This window comes from Devosia nitrariae (genome assembly GCF_030160115.1).
GTDB lineage: Bacteria > Pseudomonadota > Alphaproteobacteria > Rhizobiales > Devosiaceae > Devosia > Devosia nitrariae.
In genome coordinates this window covers 583,606-600,180 of the sequence record NZ_BSNS01000024.1, presented here as the reverse complement: position 1 = coordinate 600,180, position 16,575 = coordinate 583,606, and the positions used below count along the sequence as shown (strand labels likewise).

Here is a 16,575-nt window from a genome sequence, read left to right as displayed (position 1 = left end):
GGTAACACGATGAGCGATACGACGGAAAATACGGCCGAAGCAGCAGCGGAAGCGGTCGATAAGCGCATTTCGACGGCCCATTCGGGCTCGCTTCCGCCCGAGGAAGTGGAGCGCATCACCACCGATCTCGTCGGGGCATTGAAGACCGTCTACGATCCGGAAATCCCGGTCGACATCTACGAGCTCGGGCTCATCTACAAGGTCGATCTCGACGATGACCGGAACCTGACCATCGACATGACACTGACCGCCCCGGGCTGCCCAGTCGCCGGCGAAATGCCGGGCTGGGTCGAGAACGCCGTGCGCGGTGTCGAGGGCGTCCAGGACGTGACGGTCAATATGGTGTTCGATCCGCCCTGGAGTGCCGAGATGATGAGCGAAGAAGCTCAGGTCGCGCTCAACTGGTGGTAGGCATGACGCGTCCGGTCCTCGACGGCGTGGTCGAAACCTGCCTTTACGTCGAGAGCGTGGAGGCCAGCCGGGATTTCTATGCGCAGGTCTTCGGCTTTACCCCATTGGGCGGCAACGAGCGCATCCAGCCGCTCGCCGTCAAGCCGGGACAGGTGCTGATTCTCTTTCGCCGGGGAGGAACCCTCGAGCCGGTGCCGATCGCCGGCAGTTTCATTCCGCCCCACGACGCTGATGGCGAACAGCATTTCGCTTTCGGCGTGCCGCGCGAGGCCTTCGAGGATTGGAAAACCTACCTCGAAAGTCTAAATATAGAGATCGAGAGCGTTGTGGACTGGCCGCAGGGCGGTCACAGCCTCTATTTCCGCGATCCCGATCGCCTGCTGGTGGAACTCATCACGCCGGGGGTCTGGAAGAACTACTAGGCATCGGCTGCAAAGTAGATGCCTTCAAAAGGAACGAAGTTTATGGCCTTCAAGATCATGAGCCTGACGGATGCCGCCGCCGAGCGTATCACCGAGATCATCGAGGATGCGGATAAGCCGGTGATCGGGGTCCGCGTCGGGGTCAAGAATGCCGGCTGTGCGGGCATGGCCTATACCCTCGACTATGTGACCGAACCGGTGGCCGGCGACGACCATGTCGAGGACAAGGGCGTCGACGTCTATGTCGAGCCCAAGGCAACGCTTTTCCTGCTGGGGACTGTGATGGACTTCGAGGAAACCAAGATGACCTCGGGCTTCACCTTCAAGAACCCCAACCAGACCGGTGCTTGTGGCTGCGGTGAAAGCGTCCAGCTGCAGCCTGCCGACCTCAAGGCGCTCGCCGACGCCCGTTCCGCCGAGGGCGTGCATCCCTAAAGGCAGATTGCGTCGGGCGCGGAGTTGTCCTAACAGGCAGGTGCATTCCCACGCCCGCCTCAAGAGATTTCCATGACATCGCCATTGCCCTCGGCGCTGACCATCGTCCCACCCGGCCGTCCCCTGGTTGGGCGCGTTTCGCCACCGGGGTCTAAGTCGATCACCAATCGCGCCTTATTGCTGGCAGCGCTCGCCGAAGGCACCAGCCACCTTAGCGGAGCCTTGAAAAGCAAGGATACGACCCTGATGGCCGCGGCCCTGCGGCAGATGGGCGTGACGGTCGAGGAGCCTGATGCGACAAGCTTCGTCGTCACCAGCACCGGCCGGCTCCTGCCGCCCGCCGCGCCGCTCTTTCTCGGCAATGCCGGGACGGCGACGCGCTTCCTCACCGCTGCCGTGGCGTCGGTCGACGGAACCGTTGTCGTCGACGGCGACGAGGAGATGCACAAACGCCCGATCGCGCCGCTGGTCGATGCGCTGCGAGCCGCCGGCGTCGATGCAACCAGCGAGACCGGCTGCCCGCCGGTCGTCGTCAATGGCACCGGGCGCTTCCCCGCCGGACGCGTCGAGATCGACGGGGGGCTCTCCAGCCAGTATGTATCCGCACTCCTGATGGTTGCTCCGCTTGCAGACGGACCGGTTGAGGTTGCCTTGACCGGCAGCGAGATCGGTGCGCGCGGCTATGTCGACCTTACCGTCGCCGCCATGCGCGCTTTCGGAGCTGAGGTCGAGCAGACCGACGAAGGGACTTGGCAGATCGCGCCGACCGGCTACAGAGCCGCGGATTTCCTTGTCGAGCCCGACGCTTCGGCGGCCACTTATCTCTGGGCGGCCGAAGCTCTGACCTCGGGCAGAATCGACCTCGGCGTGGCGTCGGACGCTTTCACCCAGCCCGACGCCAAGGCGCAGGCGGTGATTGCGCAGTTTCCCGATATGCCGGCGGTGATCGATGGGGCGCAGATGCAGGACGCGGTGCCGACCCTTGCCGTGCTCGCCGCCTTCAACAACACGCCTGTCAGGTTCGTGGGCATCGCCAATCTGCGCGTCAAGGAATGCGACCGCGTTTCGGCGCTCGCGACTGAACTCTCGCGCATCGCGCCGGGTCTTGCCAGGGAAGAGGGGGACGACCTTGTCGTCGAATCCAATCCGGATCTCGCCGGCAGGCTCGCCGGGCGCAACCATTTGACCCGCATCGAGACCTACGCTGACCACCGCATTGCCATGAGCTTTGCGCTCGCCGGCCTCAAGATCGACGGCATCACCATTCTCGATCCGGCCTGCGCGGGCAAGACGTACCCGGGCTACTGGGATATGCTCAAAAGCCTGGGCGTCGACATGCGGCCGGCCTGAGAGTGATGGCGTTCGCCCGCTCGCACCATTCCAGTCGCGGAGGAGTCGTGCCCTCACGCTAGGCACGAGCTCATAGCGCTTTCAGCCACTCTTGCTGAAATGCCCTCAACCATCCCCTCCCACCGGGTCATTCCCGCGAAAGCGGGAACCTCTGTTGGCGATGCCAGCAAGGCGAAACGGAGGTTCCCGCTTTCGCGGGAATGACTTCGAGTGGGTGGTGGTTTCGTGGTTAGCTCTGGATTTCAGTGCCGACTCAACAGGAAGAACTAAGCCGGATGACGTTCCAGCGCACTCGACACGTCGATCGGCTGCCGCTGCTCAAGCCAGGGCGGTACCGGCAGGTTCTTGGCGCGAAGGAACGCTGGATTGAAGAGCTTGGACTGATAGCGGTTGCCGTAATCGGCAAGGATCGTGACGATCGTCTTGCCCGGGCCGAGGTCCCGGGCCATGCGCACTGCGCCGGCAATGTTGATGGCGCTCGACCCGCCGAGGCAAAAGCCTTCGTGCTCGAGCAAGTCGTAGACGTAGGGCAGGGCCTCCGTGTCGGGGATCTGGTAGGGGAAATCGACCGTCAACCCCTCAAGGTTGGCGGTGATGCGGCCCTGGCCGATGCCCTCGGTGATGGAATCGCCTGAAGGCTTCAGTTCGCCGGTAGTGAAATAGCTATAAAGAGCAGCGCCTTCCGGATCGGCAAGACCGATCTTGATGTCCTTGCTACGTGCTCGCAGCGCCTGCGCAACACCGGCCAGCGTGCCGCCCGTGCCGACCGCGCAGATGAACCCGTCGATGTGTCCGTTGGTCTCGTTCCAGATTTCAGGACCCGTCGTTTCGATATGCGCACGGCGGTTGGAGACGTTATCGAACTGGTTGGCCCAGATGGCGCCGTTCGGCAGTTCCTTATTCAACTGCTCGGCAAGCCGGCCGGAAACCTTGATGTAGTTGTTGGGATGCCGATAGGGCTTGGCCGGCACCTCGATGAGCTCGGCGCCATAGAGCCGCAGGGCGTCTTTCTTCTCCTGGCTCTGCGTCTCGGGAATGACGATCACTGACTTGAAACCGAGCGAATTGGCAACGAGTGCCAGCCCGATCCCCGTATTGCCCGCGGTTCCCTCGACAATGGTGCCGCCGGGCTTCAGCCTGCCGCTCTTGACGGCATCGTGGATGATGAAGAGCGCCGCCCGATCCTTGACCGACTGCCCCGGATTGAGGAACTCCGCCTTGCCCCAGATCTCGCATCCCGTGAGCTGGGAAACTCGGTTGAGACGGATAAGCGGCGTATTGCCGATGGCGGAGATGAGGTCCTGGTGCTTGGCCATTTATCGATCGGTTCTGTTGCAACGCTGGCGGATCGTATGGACGCCTTAGGATCGGAACAAGGGCCAAAGGTCTAAAACGGCACGACTTTTCGCCACCGGCGCGTTTGGCGCAAGGCATGTTGCCTGCGAGGGGAAGGCCCGCAAGTCCATTCCAATTGTGGGGAACGGTTCGGCCGGGGTTATTCGATGAGCTCGGCCAGATGCTCGATGGCAAGGCTCCAGGCTTCGATCGAAAAGATCCGCGATTCCGGATCGGCATGGGCTGCGCCACGCTCGATGATAGTGATCGCTGTCGAGCCGCCTGACAGCTCACGGAAGTCGACTTCGAGGACGAAAATCTGCTCGGCGTCGGTTTCGCGTTCGTCTTCGTCAGCCGATACCAGCCAGGACATGACCAGGCGCGTGTTCTCGACGTATTCGAGATACCGGCCCGTCACCACCCGGTCCGTCGGGTCCTCGGCGTCGCCCTGCAGGAGGTAACGGTATTCACCCCCCTCGAAGGGTTCGTTCTCCACTTCGTCGGCCTGCCACTGCTCGAGAATCGCAGGATCGGTCCAGGCGGCGAAAACATCCTCAACAGGCGCCGCGATGGTGCGGGTGAGCGTGATCTGGCTCTCCGGACCGGTGGGATCGTAAGTCATGATGGCTGTGCCTGCATTAGGGCGTTTTCAGCAAAAGTGGATACCACTTTTGCGGTTCGAAAACGCGACACTTCAAAATTTGGTGCTCCCGTTCTGATTGAATCAGAACGGGAAGGGCTCAAGGCGAGCTCATGCCGGCGAAGACTGGCGAGCGTCAATCGTGCCGAGTTGATGTCGATGCTGGGAAAAGCGGGACGGGCCTGGGAACGAATGGCTCCGCGAGTAGGACTCGAACCTACGACCCAGCGGTTAACAGCCGCTTGCTCTACCAACTGAGCTATCGCGGAAGACATTCGGTGGCTCTCGGTGAGAGCGAGGTCCGTTTAGCGGCTTTGCCCCGCTTTGCCAAGAGCCAAATTCGTCCTTGTGAACATCACGTGTCGTCAGTCGTCGGACGCCCGGCGGCGGCTGAGCGCAATGAGGTTGGCAAGTGTGTTGATGTTGCTGAAAGGATCGCCGTCTGCGTCCGGCCGCCAGTCGACGGCGTGCGCCCCGATCTCCTCGAGAAAGGCGCGAAGGCTGCGCGGCAAGGTCTGTTCGCCGATGCGTGCGGAGAGCCGGGCAAGGCTTTCCCGACGCCAGACGGCATTGGTCGGGTAGAAGGCGGGCCCGCATGTCGCACAGGCGGCCAACGCGCCCTCCGGCAGTTCGGCGGCCAGCCGCGGAACGAAATCATCGGGCACGAAAGGGGTGTCGACCGCAATCGAGACCAGCAGGTCTGGCGCCGTCGCCTCTTTACCCATCCAGTCAGCCGCAGCGAGGAGGCCGGCGAGCGGCCCGGCGATCGGCAGATCGAGATCGGCAATCGCAACAACGTCGTCCGGCAGCTGCAACAGCGCGGGGTCGATCCGACCAGTCGAAACCAGCACCGGCGCGCAATGGCGCGACAGGTTGGCAAGCGTGCGATCGATCAGCCGCCGGCCCCACAGTTTCAGCCCCGCCTTGCGTACGCCACCCAGCCGCTCGCCTCGACCGCCCGCCAGGACGACAGCCGCGATTCGCGTCATTTTCCGACGAGCTCGGGTTTGGACCGCTGGCCGAGCCGCAGCACCATCATCAACGCCAGCCCGCCGACCAGCCCCCAGAACGGCGCGCCGACCCCGAGGATGGTGACCCCCGACGCCGTGGCAACGAACGTCAGAATGGCGGGAAGCCGCGCCTCCTCGTTGACGAGCGCGCCCGAAAGCGCGGCTCCAAGGCTCGAAAGCAGGGCAAGACCCGCCACTGCCTGGATGAGGATGGGCGGCGATGCGGCGATAAACGCGGCAGCGAAACTGGCGGCTGCTGCAAAGACTATATAGGTGCCACCGGCGGCCACGGGTGCGGCCCAGCGCCGGCCCGGATCGGGATGAGCTTCGGGGCCGGCGGCGATTGCGGCGGTGATAGCCGCAAGGTTGACGGTATGGCCGCCAAAAAGTGCGGTCGCTGCACTGGCGGCGCCGGTGAGTATGAAGAGCGGTGCAGCCTTGAGGTCGAAGCCGTTCGCTTTCATGACTGCCAACCCCGGCAGGTTCTGCGATGCCATGGTCACGATATAGAGCGGCAGCGCGATGCGCAGGATGGCGTCCAAGGTGAACGCTGGCATGATCCAGATGGGCATCGGCCAGACGATCGCCACGCCCCCCTGCGGCACCTGCGTCGTCGTGGCGAGTACGATGACGGTGACGAGCACCGCAATGGGAACGGCATAGCGGCGCGTGAAACGCAAGGCCAGCGCCCAGGCGAGGAGTATCGGCAGGGCGTGCGCGGGCGCCTCCTCGATGGCGCGGAAGGGCGCGAGGCAAAGCGTCAGCAGCATGCCGGCGAGCATGGCATTGGCGATAGGCGCTGGTATCGCGGCGACGGCGCGGGCCAGGGGACGGACCAGTCCCGAAAGCACGATGAGTGCTGCGGCGACCAGAAAGGCACCGACGACCGCGGGATAGCCGCCGGCCGGTTCTCCGACCGTCAACAGAAAGGCCGCCCCGGGCGTCGACCAGGCAAAGCTCACCGGTTTCCGCGTCGTCCAGGCAACAGCAATGTTGAGAATGCCGACTGCCACGCAGATCGCAAGTAGTCCCGAACCGGCCTGCGACGCCGATGCCCCCACCGCTGTCAGCGCAGCCAGCACCAAGGCGAATGTGCTGGCATAACCAACGACAGCGGCAAGCAACCCCGCGATCAAAGGCTGCGGATTGACGCCCGCACCCACAACCCTGCGTTCAGTCCCAGATACGTCCGACACGGGACCTTCCTGCTCTCAATGCTCTATAAATCGGATTGCGCCGACCGGTCAGTAGCCGGGCTCATGCGCTGATGGCACGCCAGCAGGGTCCGGCCGAGGGACAGCGCTTTCAAAGTGTGGTGCGTACAACGTCAGCCTCGAGGTTTAAATAGGTGGGATCGAACTCCGCCAGTTGCCGGAGCCCATCCCAGTCCTTGATCTCTACGCCACCACGCTGCCATTCGAACAGGCCCTGGTTCTTGAGCTCGCGGATCGACCGATTGAGATGCACCAGGGACATTCCAAGACTGTCGGCCAGTTCTTCCTGCGTTATGGGCAACGCAAACTGCGACCCGTCTGTCAGCTCGACGACGGCCAGTCTCACATAGAGCTCGCAAAGCAGGTGGGCGATACGTGCCGATGCGGATCTGCGCCCCATGCCGACAAGCCACTGCCGATGAATAGCTGCATCGATCAGCGTGCTCAGCCAAAGCAGACGTGTCAGATGGGGAAAGCCCTCGGTGATCTCCAGCAGGCGCTCATGGGGCACCATGGCGACCGTGCACGGGCTCATGGCATAGATTCCGTGATCCATTCGCTTGAGCAGGAAACTGTGCAGGTCCACGAAGTCGCCGGGAACATGGATCGCTACGATCTGGCGGCTGCCATCGGCGACATGCAAATACCGCGCCGCAAAACCACTGACGAGGAGCGTGCTGTGCGCTGGCTTCGATCCTTCCGCGACCATGTCATCGTCGGCCGCGATCTTCCTTGTTCTCGCGATGGACCGGCTCAGTATCTCACGCTCCACGATGGTCAGCGGACTTCTGTGAGAGAGCTTTTTTACCAACAGGTCGGCGATTTCCATAAGCATCTCCAGGTCAGGGCGCCAACGCCGAGCCCAGATCTGCCGATGATGGAAGATTTCAGCTGCCGAGACCACCTGTTTTCAGTGGCAGGCGGGCCACGGGTCTGCTTTCGCGGAAGAGGATTTCACCGCTCTTGGTGATAAGACTTCCCCAAAAGCCGAGATTTGCCCCGCAATGCGAGCATGAGACAGACGTATAGATAGGCAAGTGAGCCGCAGTCAGATGGTTATGAGTGCTGCAGCGCAGGCATACCACCATGGCCGAGTTGACGTCCGAGTTGAACACACGGGTCTCCGAAGAAGGTGAGGCAGAACCACCTCATGAGGGTACACCCGCTGGCGTTCGAGCCAGCGTTTGGAGCACGGTAGACGGGCTGGGAAGCGCCCGCTAGGTCATTTGATGCACGCGTTGCTGCGATCATGTAAGGCACTCGAGGTGCCTGGGCTGCTCCAGAGCCTTGACTCAACTTGCCCTGAAGCCCGCTGGTCCCTTTGCATCACCGGCGGCGGGCAAACGAGCGAACAATGCGCTCGGGAAGAGTCAGAGGGATGGGTGGGGCCATGTTCAGAAAATTAGACATCGCCGGCTGAGGCTCTTGCATAAGCCCAATCGCCACCGTAGATACTCCGGCCCAGAGGCCACGTGGCGGAGTGGTTACGCAGCGGATTGCAAATCCGTGTACTCCGGTTCGATTCCGGACGTGGCCTCCAACTCCTTCTTCCAAAAGTCAGCATTTGCTGCCCGTGACGCGTCAGTCGACGCCTCCGGCACACGCCAAGGCTGCTGATGCCGCGGTCGCCACATCTTACTTTATCACCAGTACGGGAATGTTGCTGTGTGTGAGCACCTCGGTGGCCTGGCTGCCTAGCAGCAACCGTCCAAGGCCGCGCCGCCCATGAGAGGCGATGACGATGAGATTGCTGCCGCGCTCTTCGGCAGCATCGACGATTCCTTCGGCCGGATAGCGGTTGGGAACGTGGACGGTTGTCGCTCGCACGCCGGCCGCCTCGGCGGCCTTACTGGCCTCGTCCAGCACCTGCTTGGCATATGCTGACTTGGCGTTGTCGATCTCGGTCGGATCAAAGGTCGGGACCCAGGCCGCCGTCGTTGCAGACGCCGTTGGGAGCGTCGGTTCCGTCACGGTCACGATGGTAACGTCGGCATCGAGCCGCCTGGCCAGCGCAAGGCCATGGTCGAGCCCCCTGCGCGCCAGTTCCGAGCCGTCGGTTGCGATGAGAATGCGGGTGTACATCGTTGTGCCTCCAGGATATCGCCCTTCCACTCGCACGTGGGGAGGGGAAGGGTTGTGATCAAGATCAAGCGTCCGTCGCTCGCTGAACTATTGATGCACATTACAAATTGTCGCTATGCGCTGTAGCGTCTTGCACCCGTCACCCACTGACGATATTCACAACCGGCATATCGAGGGCAGGCGGATCGGGGACCTATGGTCGATTTCGAACATGCGCGCCGGGCGATGGTGGACAGCCAGCTGCGCACCACCAACGTGACCGACCGGCGCATTCTGGCGGCAATGGGGCGGATTCCGCGCGAGAACTTCGTGCCGGAAGCGCGCCGGCCCATCGCCTATATCGACGAAAGCCATGGGTTCGGTGCCTTGGCGCCGGGCCGCTTCCTGCCCGCGCCATCGCCGTTTGCCAAGCTCGTCCAATTGGCCGAGATCGGACCAGGCGATCACATCCTCGACGTCGGTGCGGGAACCGGCTACTCGACCGCGGTGCTTGCCGCCCTTGGCGCAGAGGTCGTCGGCGTCGAACGCGAGGCCAAGCTTGTCGAACAGGCGAGAGCCAACCTCGCGTCCCTGGGCATCGCCAACGCGAAAGTCGTCGAAGGTGCGCACGACCGCGCGCCGAAAGGCCGCTTCGACGTCATTGTGCTCGAGGGTGCCGTTACCAGCGTGCCTGAGGCTTTCTTTACGAGCCTCGGGGAGGACGGCCGCCTTGTCGCCCTGGTGCAGACCGGCGTCACAGCTGTCGCGCATCTTTTCGTCAAGGCCGGCAAGACCGTAACCAGCCGGGCAGAATTCAATGCCAACCTGCCCCCCCTCGAGGCTCCGCGCCCGAGAGAGGATTTTGTGTTCTAAAAGCCGCTATCCGGCTAAGTGTTGCCCGGAAAGCACGACAGTTTAGTAAATCGTTTCCTGGCGCCGGCCCACATTGTCGTCGCCGGTTGCCGCTCCCACATCCGGGGCGTATTTCGGGGACTGGAGGCTAGAAGTTATGTTGTCACTCCGCGCATTGGCCGTCGCAGCGTTCGCCTTGACTTTGGCGTGGCTGCCGACCGGCGTGCAGGCGCAATCGCTCACGCAAGCGTTGGCATCCGCCTACACCAACAACCCCGAACTGGCCTCGGCGTTCCTGTCGGTAAAATCGGCGGCCGAGGACATTGCGTTGCGGCAGGCTGGCACACGCCCGACGATCGGTGCCTCGCTTAGTGGCGACTATCAGTGGTCGACGGCCGGCGGGCAGTTCAACGACTCCTCGAGCTATACAGCCGGCATTTCCTACAACCAGACGATCTTCGACAATTTCCGAACCGACGCCGAGATCGAGCAGGCGCGCGCCTTGGCGGAACTCTCCAAGTATTCGATGCGCAATACCGAGCAGAACGTGCTGCTCTCGGTCGTGGACGCCTATATGAGCGTCGTGCGCGACAGCCAACTGGTGCAACTACGCCAGGAGAATGTGAGCTTCTACGAAGCCCAGCTCCAGTCCTCGCGTGACCGCCTGGAAGTGGGCGAGGGGACGCGTATCGACGTCGCCCAGGCCGAGGCGCGCTTGGCCCAGGGCGTTGCCTCCCACCGGGCCGCGATCGCCAGCCTGCAGACCAGTCAGGCCACGTACCAGCGTTATGTGGGGACTCGCCCGCAGAGCCTGAGCGCCAGCCACAGCTACACCGGTCTCGTGCCGCCGGCGCTTGATGATGCCTTAGCCCAGGCCGAGGTACAGCACCCTGCAATTCTCTCAGCCAAGGCCTCGATCCGCGCCGCCCAAGCGGGCAGCGACGCCGCCCAAGCCGGTTTCGGCCCGTCGATCACGCTCAACGGTTCGGTCGGCACAGGGCTCGCCTTCAGCAGCAATCCGACCGCCCTCCAGGGGGCACAAGGCGTCAGCGGGCAGGTCGGCATCAGCCTGACCGTGCCGATCTACGCGGGCGGCGCCATCGGCGCGAGCGTGCGCAAGGCCAATATCGAGCAGATCCGCTCGGAAGTTTCGGCCATGTCCGCTTACGACCAGGTGCGCGAAGCCGTCATTACCTCCTGGAGCGGCATCCAGAACGCCAGTGCCCAGATTGAATCGGCGCAGGCTGCCGTTGCGGCGCAGGAACAGGTGGTCGAAGGCGTCATCCAGGAGCGCGACCTGGGCGCGAGTACCACGCTCGACGTCCTCGACGCGCAGGCCGAGCTGACCACGCAACGCGAAGGCCTCATTCAGGCGACCACTAACAGGGTTGTTGCGACCTTCTCGCTCCTGGCCGCCACCGGACGCCTCTCAGCGACCGAACTCGGCCTGCCGGTCGAGATCAAGTCGGCCGACGATTACACGGCGACCGTGCAGGATGTCTGGCAGGAACTGCGCACCGTCGACTGAAATCGTTCGGCCGACCCAACTTTCCGTGGAAGACGCGGTTGTGCTACCGGCAATGATTCCTAAATCGGCATTGGCGGTCTAGGCTTGAACCGATGATTCGCGGCCGTGACTGTTTCTTTTGTGCGGCCGGCGAAACCGGGAAAGTCTCGAGAGGCCGACATGAACAAGCCCGCGCCAAAAGAACCTTCGATGGACGAAATCCTCTCGTCCATTCGGCAGATCATCGCGGACGATGACGCCGCGGGCGTCTCGCGCAGACCTGTCCTTCACTCCGCGCCACCGCCCATGGAGGCTGCACCGGCCGCGATGGCCGCCGACAGTGTCGACGCGTCCGATCAGGCTGACGAGGAACCGCTCACGCTTTCCTCGACGCAGATCTTAGAAGATGACGACGAGACGGACGGCAACGACGTCAGTTTCGACGCACTTCTTGCCGATACCGCCAACGAAGCCGTCGATCTCGTCGATCCGGAAGACGTCGCCTTCGAGCCAGGCGGCACAGAAACCCGCGCTTTTACCGCCGACGCGCAAGAGCCTCCGCAGCCGCAGCCCGAACCCGTCGCGTTCGACCCGCCTCCGCGCGAAGCTCCCCGGCCTACCGCTATGCCGGACCCGACGCTCAGCGAAGATATGGCCGATCAGCTGCTGGAGCCGGCTACCAATGCTGCAGTACGCAGCAACTTTGCCCGCCTCAACAGTCTTGGCCTCGGCACCCAGGGCTTGACTGTCGAAGCGATGGTGCGCGAGATGTTGCGTCCGATGCTCAAGGAGTGGCTGGACGAAAACCTGCCGAGCGTCGTCGAGCGCATGGTCGAGAAGGAAATCGCCCGCGTTTCGCGCGGGGAGTAGTCACGGCGCGGTTGACCGTGCCGCCAGCATTTGCTTGAAGACAGCCAATCCTGATTTCGGCCCGCACGAAGCCCTCTAGGCGTTCGCGCGGGTCGTTGCCGTTGCGAGTGACGCGAATGCTTGAGAAGACCTATGAGCCCGGTGCCGTTGAAGACCGCATCTATGACGGCTGGCTTGCAGCTGACGCTTTTGCCGCGGGTGCAGGTGCGCGACTGGGCGCCGAAACCTTCACCATCGTCATTCCGCCGCCCAATGTGACGGGTTCGCTCCATATCGGCCATGCGCTCAACAATACCATCCAGGACATTCTCATCCGCTACAATCGGATGCTGAAGAAGGACGTGCTCTGGCAGCCGGGCATGGACCACGCCGGCATCGCCACCCAGATGATCGTCGAGCGCCAGCTCGCCGAACGCCAGGAGCCGGGCCGCCGCCAAATGGGGCGCGAAAAGTTCGTCGAGCGGGTCTGGCAGTGGAAGGACGAGAGCGGCGGCGCCATTATCAACCAGTTGAAGCGCCTCGGCGCATCGGCGGACTTCTCGCGGGAGCGCTTCACCATGGGCGAGCGCGGCGAGCCGGACGACCAGATGGTGCGCGCCGTCACCAAGGTGTTCGTCGAGCTTTTCAGGCGCGGCCTCATCTATCGCGCCAAGCGCCTGGTCAACTGGCATCCAGGGCTCGAAACGGCGATCTCGGACCTCGAGGTCGAGAACCTCGAGATCAAGGGCCACATGTGGCACCTGCGCTATCCGCTGGCCGACGGTGTGACCTACGAGTTCCCGGTCGCGTTCGACGAGGACGGCAAGCCGGTCGAGTATGAGACGCGCGACTATATCGTCGTGGCGACGACTCGGCCCGAGACGATGCTCGGTGATACCGGCGTTGCCGTTCATCCGGACGACGAGCGCTACAAAGGCCTTGTCGGCAAATTCGTCACGCTGCCGCTGGTCGGCCGCCGCATCCCGATCGTTGCTGACGCCTATGCGGATCCGTCGCTGGGCTCGGGTGCCGTCAAGATCACGCCCGCGCACGACTTCAACGACTTCGAGGTCGGTGCTCGCAATGACCTGCAGCAGGTCAACATCTTCACCACCCGCGCCGAGATCAACGACAACGCACCTGAAGCCTACCGTGGCCTCGACCGCTTCGAAGCGCGAAAACGGGTGCTGGCAGACCTCGAGGCTCAGGACATTCTCGACCATGTCGAGGACAAGAAGATCATGGTTCCCCATGACGAGAAGAGCAAACTCGTCGTCATCGAGCCGTTCCTGACCGACCAGTGGTGGGTGAAGGCCGACGTGCTGGCAAAGCCGGCAATGGCCTCGGTGCGCGCGGGCCGCATGAAGTTCGTGCCCCAGCAATACGAGAACCTGTTCTTTGCCTGGATGGAGAACATCAAGCCCTGGTGCGTCTCCCGCCAGCTCTGGTGGGGCCACCGTATCCCTGCCTGGTACGGTCCAGACGGCGAAGCGTTCGTCGAAGAGACGGAAGTTGCCGCAATGGCCGCGGCCGAAGCCCGTTACCGCAAACCGGTGGAGCTGAGGCGCGACGAGGACGTGCTCGACACCTGGTTCTCCTCGGGCCTCTGGCCGTTCTCGACCCTCGGCTGGCCGGAGGACACGCCCGAATTGCGGCGGTACTATCCGACCGACGTGCTGGTCACCGGTTTCGACATCATCTTCTTCTGGGTCGCCCGGATGATGATGATGGGTTTGGAATTCATGGACGAGGAGCCATTCCACACCGTCTACATGCACGCACTCGTGCGTGACGAGAAGGGCCAGAAGATGAGCAAGACGAAGGGGAATGTCATCGATCCCCTGCAGCTCATCGAGGAGTACGGAGCCGACGCGACGCGCTTTACCCTTGCGGCGATGGCCGCTCAGGGCAGGGACCTGCGCCTGTCGATCAACCGGGTCGAGGGCTACCGCAACTTCGTGACCAAGCTCTGGAATGCGGCGCGGTTCCTAGAGATGAACGAATGCCGGCGGGTTGCCGGCTATGATCCCAGAACCAATAAGCTGCCGCTCAACCGCTGGATCGTCGGCGCGACCGCCCGTGCCCTGGCGGCCGTCACCAGCGGGATCGAGGAATTCAGGTTCAACGAGGCCGCCAACTCCGCCTATGATTTCGTCTGGGGCACGTTCTGCGATTGGTACGTGGAATTTTCCAAACCGGTCCTGAACGGTGCAGACGAGGCGGCCAGGGCCGAAACGCAGGCAACGGCCGCTTACGTGCTCGACCACATCCTCAAGATGCTGCACCCGTTCATGCCGTTCGTTACCGAGGAACTGTGGGGGGAGACGGGTAAGGCGGGTCCTGTTCGCGAGAGCCAGCTGATCTTGGCCGAGTGGCCGCAGATGCAGGGCCTCGAGGATCCGCAGGCCGATGGAGAGCTGACCTGGCTGATGGAGCTGATTTCCACCGTCCGTTCGGTCAAGACGGAAATGAACGTGCCGGCGGGCGCCAAGCTCCCGCTGGTCGTGGTGGGCGCCAGCACCGAAACCATGCGCCGTCTCGTCGAGAGCACCTCGCTCATCACCCGCCTGGCTAGGCTCGAAGCGATCACTCCCATGGCGTCGGTTCCCCCTGGCTCCGCTCAGTTCGTTGTCGGGGAGGCCACCTGGGCACTGCCTTTAGGGGGTGTCATCGATATCGATGTCGAAAAGACCCGCCTGGCCAAGGAGATCGACAAGCTTGACGGGGAGATTGCCGGTATCGACAGAAAGCTCGCCAACGAGCAGTTCGTGGCCAAGGCGCCTGAGGAGGTAATCGAAGAGCAGCGGTCGCGCCGTGAGGCAGCGGTGAGTCGCCGCGGAAAGATCGCCGAGGCCATTGCCCGTCTCAACTAGAGCGTTTCAGCAAAGGTGGGTATCACCTTTGCGGTTCGAAAACGCGACAGTTCAATAACTTAGAGAGCTCCCGTTCTAATCAGAACGGGCGCCTTGGACGGCAAGCGAGGGGCCAATGAACGACGCCATGTCAGTGCGCACCGAACTGCCGGGTCAGACCGACGCCGGCAACGCCGGCATGATCGTCGTCTTCGACGGCAAGGGCGGCGTGACGGGCGTTGGCGGGCTCGACAGCGAGCATATCATGCCGCAGCGCGGCTTCATGCTCATTAGCGGCAACTCGCGCTCTCCCGCTTTCAAGGTTTGGCTCAACAAGTTCGTGGGTCCCTTCAACGCTGACCTTTTGACCGTGCCCAATACCCGCTCGCGCTGCACGGTGGCCGACGACCGGGCGATGGTAGTGATGCGGGTGGTACGCCCCGGTGCCGAACCCCACGATATCGGTCGGCAATTGCTGACCATGCGCATCGAGCGGGGGCAGGTGATCGTCGCCTCCGAGCTCAACATCCCTGAACTGCTCGGCGTCGGCCAGTGGCAGCAGACCCAGCACGCGCCGGTCTCGCCAGCCGACCTTGTCGCGCGCCTGGCGCTGCGGGCATCCGACCGCATCGAGCCGCTGGTCGAAGCACTGGGCAACCGACTCGATGATATCGAGGAGCAACTGCTCTTCGACAACGATGCGCGTGTCCAGACACGGCTGGCGCAGTTGCGCCGCGACCTCATCAGTTTCCGGCGGCTCATCTGGCCGCAGCGCGACGTCCTCACCACCCTTGAGGTCGAGGACATTTCTTTCTTCTCCGGCCGCGACCGGATGCGCCTGCGCGAAGCGTCCGCCCGGTCCGCGCGGCTCGGTGATGAGCTGCAGACGCTCTCTGAGCGCGCGGTGCTCGTCCACGAGCAGATCCTTGACCAGCGCTCCGAGCAGATGAACCGCAACATGCTGGTCCTGGCAGCGGTGACGGTGGTCTTCATGCCCCTGACGCTGATAACCGGAGCGCTGGGGATGAACGTGGAAGGCATACCCTTTGCCGCGGCACCATGGGCGTTCGCCGCCGTCTCTGGAGCGCTCGTCGCCATTGCGGCCGTTCTCGTCTGGTGGATGCGCGGTCGCCGCTGGCTATAATGTCGATCGAGCATGGATAGAGGCTGCGCTTCAGCATGTGCGTGTGCTGATTCAGCAACAACGCCTGTCAATTGCCGCGACCCGCTGGTCCCATCAACCATTTGGCGATATTGACGCCACAATCTGACCGGAAACCGGGATAAGAACGGTTGCGGATGGGGCATGGAGAAACCGCGGCGCACGCTGATCGTGCAGACCGGAGTTTCATGTCGCAATCCTTGCAACGGCCGTGCCCTCGGCCGAGTGGGACAACTAGGCATGAACGCCAGAAGCATCAAGAATGCAGTCGACCGGATACCCGGCCAAGTGACCGACCGGGCACGGCAGCGTGATCGTGTTGCTTCAATCCGAACACAAATCATTACTATAGTCCTAACAAACATGCTGCTGCCGTTGGATAAGCGGGCGCCTATACAAAGGTGCCGCTGCCGGGCAGTTTTTGCGAGATCGAGTACGCCCGGGTTGGCGATAGCGCCGGTCGGGGCGAGAAGGA

Annotated in this window: 15 protein-coding genes and 2 tRNA genes; 10 read left to right on the top strand and 7 right to left on the bottom strand. The window is 63.0% G+C overall.

The features are described 5' to 3' along the window. Positions 1 to 9: 9 nt before the first annotated feature. From QQK18_RS25930 to aroA, 4 genes are all read left to right on the top strand, one after another. Positions 10 to 411: an SUF system Fe-S cluster assembly protein gene (locus QQK18_RS25930; RefSeq protein ID WP_284343287.1), complete on the top strand. Its 402-nt coding sequence runs from the start codon at positions 10 to 12 to the stop codon at positions 409 to 411. Positions 412 to 413: 2 nt separating this feature from the next. Further along, complete coding sequence (locus tag QQK18_RS25925) at positions 414 to 833, top strand: VOC family protein (protein ID WP_284343286.1); 420 nt, start codon at positions 414 to 416, stop codon at positions 831 to 833. Positions 834 to 875: 42 nt separating this feature from the next. Next, positions 876 to 1,268 (top strand): Fe-S cluster assembly scaffold SufA, encoded by a 393-nt coding sequence (gene sufA, locus QQK18_RS25920; RefSeq protein WP_284343285.1) that lies wholly within the window; start codon positions 876 to 878, stop codon positions 1,266 to 1,268. Positions 1,269 to 1,340: 72 nt separating this feature from the next. Next, on the top strand, positions 1,341 to 2,618 hold the full coding sequence (gene aroA / locus QQK18_RS25915) for a 3-phosphoshikimate 1-carboxyvinyltransferase (protein ID WP_284343284.1): 1,278 nt from the start codon (positions 1,341 to 1,343) through the stop codon (positions 2,616 to 2,618). Positions 2,619 to 2,884: 266 nt separating this feature from the next. Here aroA and QQK18_RS25910 read toward each other — a convergent pair whose 3' ends face one another. The 6 genes from QQK18_RS25910 to QQK18_RS25885 all read right to left on the bottom strand — a co-directional run bounded on the left by QQK18_RS25910 (position 2,885) and on the right by QQK18_RS25885 (position 7,646). Beyond that, complete coding sequence (locus tag QQK18_RS25910) at positions 2,885 to 3,934, bottom strand: cysteine synthase A (RefSeq protein ID WP_284343283.1); 1,050 nt, start codon at positions 3,932 to 3,934, stop codon at positions 2,885 to 2,887. Between the two features lie 179 nt (positions 3,935 to 4,113). Then, positions 4,114 to 4,575: an SRPBCC family protein gene (locus QQK18_RS25905; RefSeq protein WP_284343282.1), complete on the bottom strand. Its 462-nt coding sequence runs from the start codon at positions 4,573 to 4,575 to the stop codon at positions 4,114 to 4,116. 211 nt (positions 4,576 to 4,786) lie between these two features. Further along, positions 4,787 to 4,862: transfer RNA gene (locus tag QQK18_RS25900), tRNA-Asn, on the bottom strand. 96 nt (positions 4,863 to 4,958) lie between these two features. Beyond that, positions 4,959 to 5,582: a molybdenum cofactor guanylyltransferase gene (gene mobA, locus QQK18_RS25895; protein WP_284343281.1), complete on the bottom strand. Its 624-nt coding sequence runs from the start codon at positions 5,580 to 5,582 to the stop codon at positions 4,959 to 4,961. Next, positions 5,579 to 6,799 carry a benzoate/H(+) symporter BenE family transporter gene (locus QQK18_RS25890; RefSeq protein ID WP_284343280.1) on the bottom strand — a complete coding sequence of 407 codons (1,221 nt, stop codon included), beginning with the start codon at positions 6,797 to 6,799 and terminating at the stop codon, positions 5,579 to 5,581. The genes mobA and QQK18_RS25890 overlap by 4 nt, the downstream gene beginning before the upstream one ends. Positions 6,800 to 6,908: 109 nt before the next feature. Continuing rightward, positions 6,909 to 7,646, bottom strand: a complete 738-nt coding sequence (locus QQK18_RS25885; RefSeq protein WP_284343279.1) for a Crp/Fnr family transcriptional regulator — start codon at positions 7,644 to 7,646, stop codon at positions 6,909 to 6,911. 637 nt (positions 7,647 to 8,283) lie between these two features. On the opposite strand from QQK18_RS25885, the gene QQK18_RS25880 reads away from it, so the two are divergent. Then, a tRNA-Cys gene (locus tag QQK18_RS25880) sits at positions 8,284 to 8,357 on the top strand. 95 nt (positions 8,358 to 8,452) lie between these two features. On the opposite strand, the gene QQK18_RS25875 is transcribed toward QQK18_RS25880, so the two are convergent. Beyond that, positions 8,453 to 8,899: a universal stress protein gene (locus QQK18_RS25875; protein ID WP_284343278.1), complete on the bottom strand. Its 447-nt coding sequence runs from the start codon at positions 8,897 to 8,899 to the stop codon at positions 8,453 to 8,455. A gap of 195 nt (positions 8,900 to 9,094) precedes the next feature. Here QQK18_RS25875 and QQK18_RS25870 point away from each other — a divergent pair, with 195 nt between their 5' ends. The 5 genes from QQK18_RS25870 to QQK18_RS25850 all read left to right on the top strand — a co-directional run bounded on the left by QQK18_RS25870 (position 9,095) and on the right by QQK18_RS25850 (position 16,082). Further along, positions 9,095 to 9,751 carry a protein-L-isoaspartate O-methyltransferase family protein gene (locus QQK18_RS25870; protein WP_284343277.1) on the top strand — a complete coding sequence of 219 codons (657 nt, stop codon included), beginning with the start codon at positions 9,095 to 9,097 and terminating at the stop codon, positions 9,749 to 9,751. A 136-nt stretch (positions 9,752 to 9,887) separates the two neighbouring features. Next, complete coding sequence (locus QQK18_RS25865) at positions 9,888 to 11,258, top strand: TolC family outer membrane protein (RefSeq protein WP_284343276.1); 1,371 nt, start codon at positions 9,888 to 9,890, stop codon at positions 11,256 to 11,258. A 159-nt stretch (positions 11,259 to 11,417) separates the two neighbouring features. Next, positions 11,418 to 12,107, top strand: a complete 690-nt coding sequence (locus tag QQK18_RS25860) for a DUF2497 domain-containing protein (protein ID WP_284343275.1) — start codon at positions 11,418 to 11,420, stop codon at positions 12,105 to 12,107. A gap of 116 nt (positions 12,108 to 12,223) precedes the next feature. Then, positions 12,224 to 14,959, top strand: coding sequence for a valine--tRNA ligase (locus tag QQK18_RS25855; RefSeq protein WP_284343274.1), 2,736 nt, complete (start codon positions 12,224 to 12,226; stop codon positions 14,957 to 14,959). Between the two features lie 115 nt (positions 14,960 to 15,074). Beyond that, positions 15,075 to 16,082: a CorA family divalent cation transporter gene (locus QQK18_RS25850; protein WP_284343273.1), complete on the top strand. Its 1,008-nt coding sequence runs from the start codon at positions 15,075 to 15,077 to the stop codon at positions 16,080 to 16,082. Positions 16,083 to 16,575: the final 493 nt, after the last annotated feature.